This window comes from Pseudomonas sp. AB39(2026), from assembly GCF_059831485.1.
In genome coordinates this window covers 264,634-270,278 of record NZ_CP195212.1, presented here as the reverse complement: position 1 = coordinate 270,278, position 5,645 = coordinate 264,634, and the positions used below count along the sequence as shown (strand labels likewise).

Sequence of the window (5,645 nt, the reverse complement as noted above, 5' to 3'; positions counted from 1 at the left end):
GGCGTATCCCGTCTAGAACAATTGTTGTTTGTTGTTAGGCGTATCGGGGCAGTGCTTCAGGGGGTGCCGCTTGGCAAGCGGCAAAGGGGTGTCAAGGCGACGATGCGGCCGGTACAAGACCTGCGCGGGGGTAGGAAGGTGGTTGGGGACGTGCGTGGGCCTGGGGATCGTTGAAGTGCGCGGGGAACATTGCCCCAACGTTCATGACAGCAACCATTGCATACCACATGATCATGCAAGACTTTCCCTTTCGTTGGAGGGTCAACGACCGGGTACGGCCCGCGCGGGTATCAGCGCCAGGGTGGACCCGTTCGGCTGTGATCGCGGCATGAAGGCATGCCTGGCGATCGATCGGCACCCGGCTTGTGGCCCGGTACACGTCGTACAACTAAATAACCATGTTTTTTGTGATCCGAGCAAACGAATTATGAAATTTTACTTACAAAAGTTATAAGGTTATTCCTACACGCTACATCGCCTTCCCTACCTGACTGTCAGGGTTGCGATAAATCGGCGTACGTCGGCCAGCATTAACGCAGGCTGTTCCCACGCTGCGAAATGGCCCCCCGCGGGCATGTCGTTCCACTGCACCACATTGAAGGTTTTTTCCACATACGTGCGGGGCGGCGGCGCAAACACCGGGTCCGGAAAGGCCGCAAAGGCCATGGGCACGGTGATGCGCGTGCCAGGGGGAAACACGCCGGAGCCTTCCAGTTGCCGCCCGTGGTAGAGCCAGGTGGCGGTGACCATGGTCGAGGGCGCCACGTACAGCATGATGTTGGTGAGCAATTGTTCTTCGGTGAACCCGCTCCACAGGTCTGGGTCACCTTGGGCGTTCTTGGGCAGGTCCGACCACTTGCCGCATTTCTCTAATATCCAGCCCGCTGCACCCACCGGGCTGTCCGCCAAGGCCACGCCAAGGGTTTGCGGGCGAGTCCGCTGCAGGTGGCTGTAACCTGTTTCCTCTTCCCTCATCAGGGCCTGAGCCTTGAAAAACGCCTGCTCCTCGGGCGTGCTGGCCTGGGTGCCTTCGGCCGCCAGGTTGGCCATGTTGAGGTGCAGCCCTAGCAGCCGCTCGGGTCGGTCGTAGGCCATCCAGCCGGCGATAAACGATCCCCAGTCCCCGCCCTGTACAACGAAGCGCTGATGGCCACACACACGGGCCATCAGTTCGTGCATAAGCGTTGCGGTGCGCCGAGGCCCCAGCACACCGGTAATGGGCGTGGAAAAGGCATACCCCGGCAGGGACGGTACAATCACGTCATGGCCATCGGCTGTCAGCGGTTCAAGCAGCGCTTCGAACTCAATGAACGACCCAGGCCAACCATGAAGTAACAGCAGGGGCGGTTTACTGCCGTCCCCTTTTACATGGATGAAGTGGAGGGTTTCGCCATCAATCACGGTGGTGAAATGGGGCAACTGGTTCAGGCGCGCCTCTACCGCTCGCCAGTCGAACGCGGTACGCCAGTAGTCTACAAGGCGCCGAAGGTCCGCTAGGCCGACGCCCGCCGTCCATCCACCAGCGTCCGGCATCTGGCCCCAGTCGAAGGCGGTGACCTTGTCAGCGATCACCGCCAGGCGCTCTTCGGGGATGTGAATACGGTAAGGGGTGATCATGGGTGTCTCCTGTTACGGTTTGCTCCAGTACAGAACCCCATGCCAGCCCCTTATGCCCAGTACTCACGCAACGTGGCCCCTGAAGGTCATGCTTTGCCGAACGTCACATCCAGGCTCATGGAGTTGGAGCTGCGCATGGGGTTCTTGCCTTGCCCAAGCTGGTCGTCATTAGGGTGGATATATGTATCGCCTGTGCCCAATTGCTGTTCCAGGAAGGCGCCGCCCTTCTGCATTTCAGCCGTGGAGCCGTCGTACCAGCCAGGGATAGTGTCATCCAGGTTCTTGATCACGCCCTGTTTGAGAGCCTCGGCGGCAATGCTCTTTTTGTCGCCAATTTCAAAGCCTTTACCGTCCGTAGCGTAGATAGAGGCATCGCGACCATCGATGTCGCTGGTATTCACAAACTTGTTATAGGCTTCTAGCCGAGCGGCATCAGCGTGGTACTTGCCGTCATCGCCCCTCTGCTTGAACAGCATGGTGGTATCAGCTTCGTACTTGAGGGTGCCCTTCTCCCCCGGCTTGAGCGTGATTTCGCCGATCAGCTTTTCATTCTTGTCGAAGGCGCCGTACGACCGCTCTTGGTCATCGCTATTGGTGATATTAAGTGAGTAAGGTCCGGTGCCTGATGTCTGGCCACTCTCTGTGGCAACGGTAGCGGGTTTTGCGGTGGCTTGCGCTTCACCCGTACCTGTAGCGTTGGCAGGCTCGCCCTGAGCGGTTGGGCTGGTGGGCGCGGGAGTCTCGGCCTTCTGCACCGGCGCTGGGCTGGTGGTCGATTGTGCTGTCGCCTGCTCGGGCGCTGGCATGCCGCCTGCCGGTGCACTGGCCCCTCGCCCGCTGCCGCCCCCAGACGAATTGCCGCCTGCATTGTTCTGGGCTGAGCCGGCGTTACCGTTCTGGTTCTGCTGGGTAAACTGTGCGAGCAATTGCAGAATCTGCTGCACCAAGTCACGTACCCGTGACATCACGTCATCGTCCTGGCCGGTTTGTCCGGCAGCAGGCGTTTTGCCGACGCTGGGTTGTTGGGCCTGCCCGCCAAAATGGATCTGATTGTTTTGCAGGCCCAGGTTGGCCGAGCTGCCGAAGTCCACGGCGCCGCCGCTACCACCGCCGCCGGAAGGGTTGCCTGGCCCCGGCTGAAAGCTGGAGGGTGGCTGGTAGGGCGAAACATCCAGCCCAAACGTTTGGGCCGCTGGCCCCTGCACTAGCGTCGACATACCGGTACCTTTGCGCGAGATCGGATGGAGACTGCCTGTGTGGTGAAAGAGGGGCCGTGGTTCCCTCAACAGCAAGCGGCTTTTATCGCTGGATAAAGCTGCGCCTCAAGCCGCGCCGTTGTTCGGCCGCGTTGCCCAGGTGATGGCGAGGCCGAGTACCTACTTCCCGTGCTTTCGCTCTCCCGAGGCGCGCAGAGCTGAAGCCGCGGAAGCGCTGCCGAAGAGATCGGGGTAACGCTTGTCGGGTAGAGGGGGCTTTTAAGGAAAAGCGCCCCTCTCTGCCATTACGCCACGACAGCGTGCTCTGCAGGGTGTTCTACCCCCAGCATGACAATCTGTGGCACCTCAGCGGTGTGAGACGTGCCTGCAGTCTCTTTGGCCAGTGTGGTGGGGGCAAAATTGAAATTTCTGGCCCGCAGTTCATCGTCGTAAGACCCGTCGAGAGACACTTCAAAGCGATTGCCCGCCTGATCCGGCTCCAGCGACTTAACGTAAGTACGGTCCAGCGTGCCGCTGTAACTGACCTGCAAGGTGCCGTTATGGCCATCGCCCAACCCCGTAAACCCCAGGGCCGATACGTCTAGCACATCCTTGTAGTGCTCAAACCCTTTGATCACATCGGCAAAGCTGGTGGTCGCGTTGCGGAAGCTGTCAGTGAGGGCCGTAAACACGAACGTGTCCTTGCCCTCACCCCCGTCCAGAGTATCCCGGCCGGCGCCGCCGAGCAGCACGTCATCGCCCCGCCCGCCATTTAGGCGGTCGTCCCCGGCCAACCCTCGTAGCACTTCGTTCAAGGGGGTGCCGGTCAGGGTATCGTTGCCGTCCGTACCGGTGACCACCACCGTGGAGAACAGGAGGTTGCTGGTGTTCAGGCTGGCGGCCACGTCGCCATCAATGGCCACTTCGAAGCGATGGCCGTTGGCGTCCGCGTCGTAGCTTTTGAGGTAGGTCGTGCGGTGGTCGGCACTCACCTGCACTGCCAGCGTACCGTTATGGCCATTGCCCAGGCCGGTGAAACCTAGCCCATTGAGGTCGATACGGTCCTGGCTAGCATTGAAGTCCAGGATACGGTCGCTGAACGCGCCGGTGGACGTTCGGAAACTGTCCTCCAGGGAGGGGAAGCGGAACACGTCTGCGCCCTGGCCGCCGATCAGTACGTCACGCCCGCCACCGCCTTGCAGCACATCGCTCCCTGCGCCGCCATTGAGCACTTCAGCGTCACCTGACCCTTCCAGCAGGTCCACATTGGGCGAACCGTCCAGGTGAACCTTGCCGTCCTGGCTGCCGAAAGTGGTGTCCAGGCTGCCATCGGCATTCAGCCGAACCACCCCATAGCCGTCCACTACTTCGCCGGCTGCTGCCCCCAGGTAGCTATCAGCGGCGATCAGTATCTTGCCATCGGCCTGCACGGTGACCGAGCGTGGCGAGTCGTAGCCAGGGCCGATATCCAGGGCCAATACCCCGCCTGCTCCGAAGGTGTTGTCGTAGCTACCGTCAGCGTTGAGCCGTACCAGCGAGAAGCCTCCATAGCTGCTGTTGCTGCCTGCCAGCAAGATCTTGCCGTCGGCCTGCAAGGTAATGTCACTCCGGTAGTCGTCCAGTACATCAGCGCTGAACCCTACTTGCCCGTGGTCGCCGAAGCGGTCATCCAGGGAACCGTCGGCGTTGGCGCGTATCAAGCTGTAGTGGGAGCCCTCGCCGTAGCCTTGCGCGCTGGCCACAAGCACCTGCCCATTGGGCAGCGCAATGGCATGCCGGTCACCATACAGATGCAGCCCAGTATCGATGTTGAGCATACCTCCCGCACCGAACCGGGTGTCGCGTGTGCCATCGGCGTTGAGCTGTATCAGGCTGGCGCCGTTTTCGCGGCCGCTGCTGTACAGCACCGTGCCGTCGGCATTGACCCTCAGGTCACCTTCATCTGTGCTGAAACCCGGTGGAATGCTGCTCCGCACATTGGTGTTGAACGCGGTGTCCTTAGTACCGTCAGGGCTTAGGCGTGTGAGGCGGGCCGTCGTTTCACCTTCTACGTAACCAGGCGATTGCACAATGATCGCACCGTCAGGCTGTACGACCAGGCTGTAGCCTTCATCGATGGACACCTGAGCGCTGATCACCACGCGGCCGCTCACGCCAAAGCTGGTGTCCACCGTGCCATTAGCGTTCAGGCGAACCACCGAGTAGTCATAGTAGGTTTCGATGGGCCCGCCGTAGAAGCTGAAGCCGCCCACTAGCACTTTGCCGTCTGCCTGAACGGCAATGCTTTGGTTGACTTCATTAAGGCCGGCCACATCGACGATGACGGTACCGGGGGCGGTTCTAGTCGTGTAGCTGGCAGTGGAAACAGGGGTGTAGACGGCCATGAATCATTCCTTTGCAGGGCGGTGAGAGGTGCCGGTATGTAACGGCCCTTCCACCCTAGCGGGTTTGGCCGCCGTTGCCATCAACCTGCAAACCAGCGGTCGGATATTTGATGGCGCCGTTCAGTGAGGCCCAAGCCGCTGACGGTACTCAGCGATATCTTCTGCCGTCACGTCCTTTCGATAGCATTTGGGCGAATAGCCGCCAGGCTTGCTGTAGGCACTACGCCGCCCGCAAGCACTGCCGTTTCGCGCGGCGTTGTAAGGGCATGGGCAGTTGCCAGGGTACTCGGCAATCGAAGCCTCAATGATCTGCTTGGCGATAGCGTCGTCACTGATAGGCGACTGCCGTGCCTGTGCTACCGGCAGGGAACACAGTACGGCTATAGCCACTATCCAGACTGCCTGCTTCATGGCCTCTACCTTCTTAAGGAATAACGGCGCCGGGCCA

General features: G+C 60.6%; 4 protein-coding genes. All 4 read right to left on the bottom strand.

Features of this window, described 5'->3' with window-relative positions:
* Positions 1–483: 483 nt before the first annotated feature.
* Positions 484–1,617, bottom strand: a complete 1,134-nt coding sequence (locus tag ACSAMW_RS01230) for an epoxide hydrolase family protein (RefSeq protein WP_500592288.1) — start codon at positions 1,615–1,617, stop codon at positions 484–486.
* A gap of 86 nt (positions 1,618–1,703) precedes the next feature.
* Positions 1,704–2,834: a hypothetical protein gene (locus ACSAMW_RS01225; RefSeq protein WP_500592287.1), complete on the bottom strand. Its 1,131-nt coding sequence runs from the start codon at positions 2,832–2,834 to the stop codon at positions 1,704–1,706.
* Positions 2,835–3,118: 284 nt separating this feature from the next.
* Positions 3,119–5,197, bottom strand: coding sequence for a M10 family metallopeptidase C-terminal domain-containing protein (locus tag ACSAMW_RS01220; RefSeq protein ID WP_500592286.1), 2,079 nt, complete (start codon positions 5,195–5,197; stop codon positions 3,119–3,121).
* A 120-nt stretch (positions 5,198–5,317) separates the two neighbouring features.
* A complete protein-coding gene (locus ACSAMW_RS01215) occupies positions 5,318–5,608 on the bottom strand; it encodes a hypothetical protein (protein WP_500592285.1) in 291 nt (96 codons plus the stop codon).
* Positions 5,609–5,645 lie beyond the last annotated feature (37 nt).

What these genes read in the sequence shown, in the direction of transcription:
- ACSAMW_RS01230 (WP_500592288.1), bottom strand. Translation starts at nt 1,617, where the DNA reads ATGATCACCCCTTACCGTATTCACATCCCCGAAGAGCGCCTGGCGGTG.
- ACSAMW_RS01225 (WP_500592287.1), bottom strand. Translation starts at nt 2,834, where the DNA reads ATGTCGACGCTAGTGCAGGGGCCAGCGGCCCAAACGTTTGGGCTGGAT.
- ACSAMW_RS01220 (WP_500592286.1), bottom strand. Translation starts at nt 5,197, where the DNA reads ATGGCCGTCTACACCCCTGTTTCCACTGCCAGCTACACGACTAGAACC.
- ACSAMW_RS01215 (WP_500592285.1), bottom strand. Translation starts at nt 5,608, where the DNA reads ATGAAGCAGGCAGTCTGGATAGTGGCTATAGCCGTACTGTGTTCCCTG.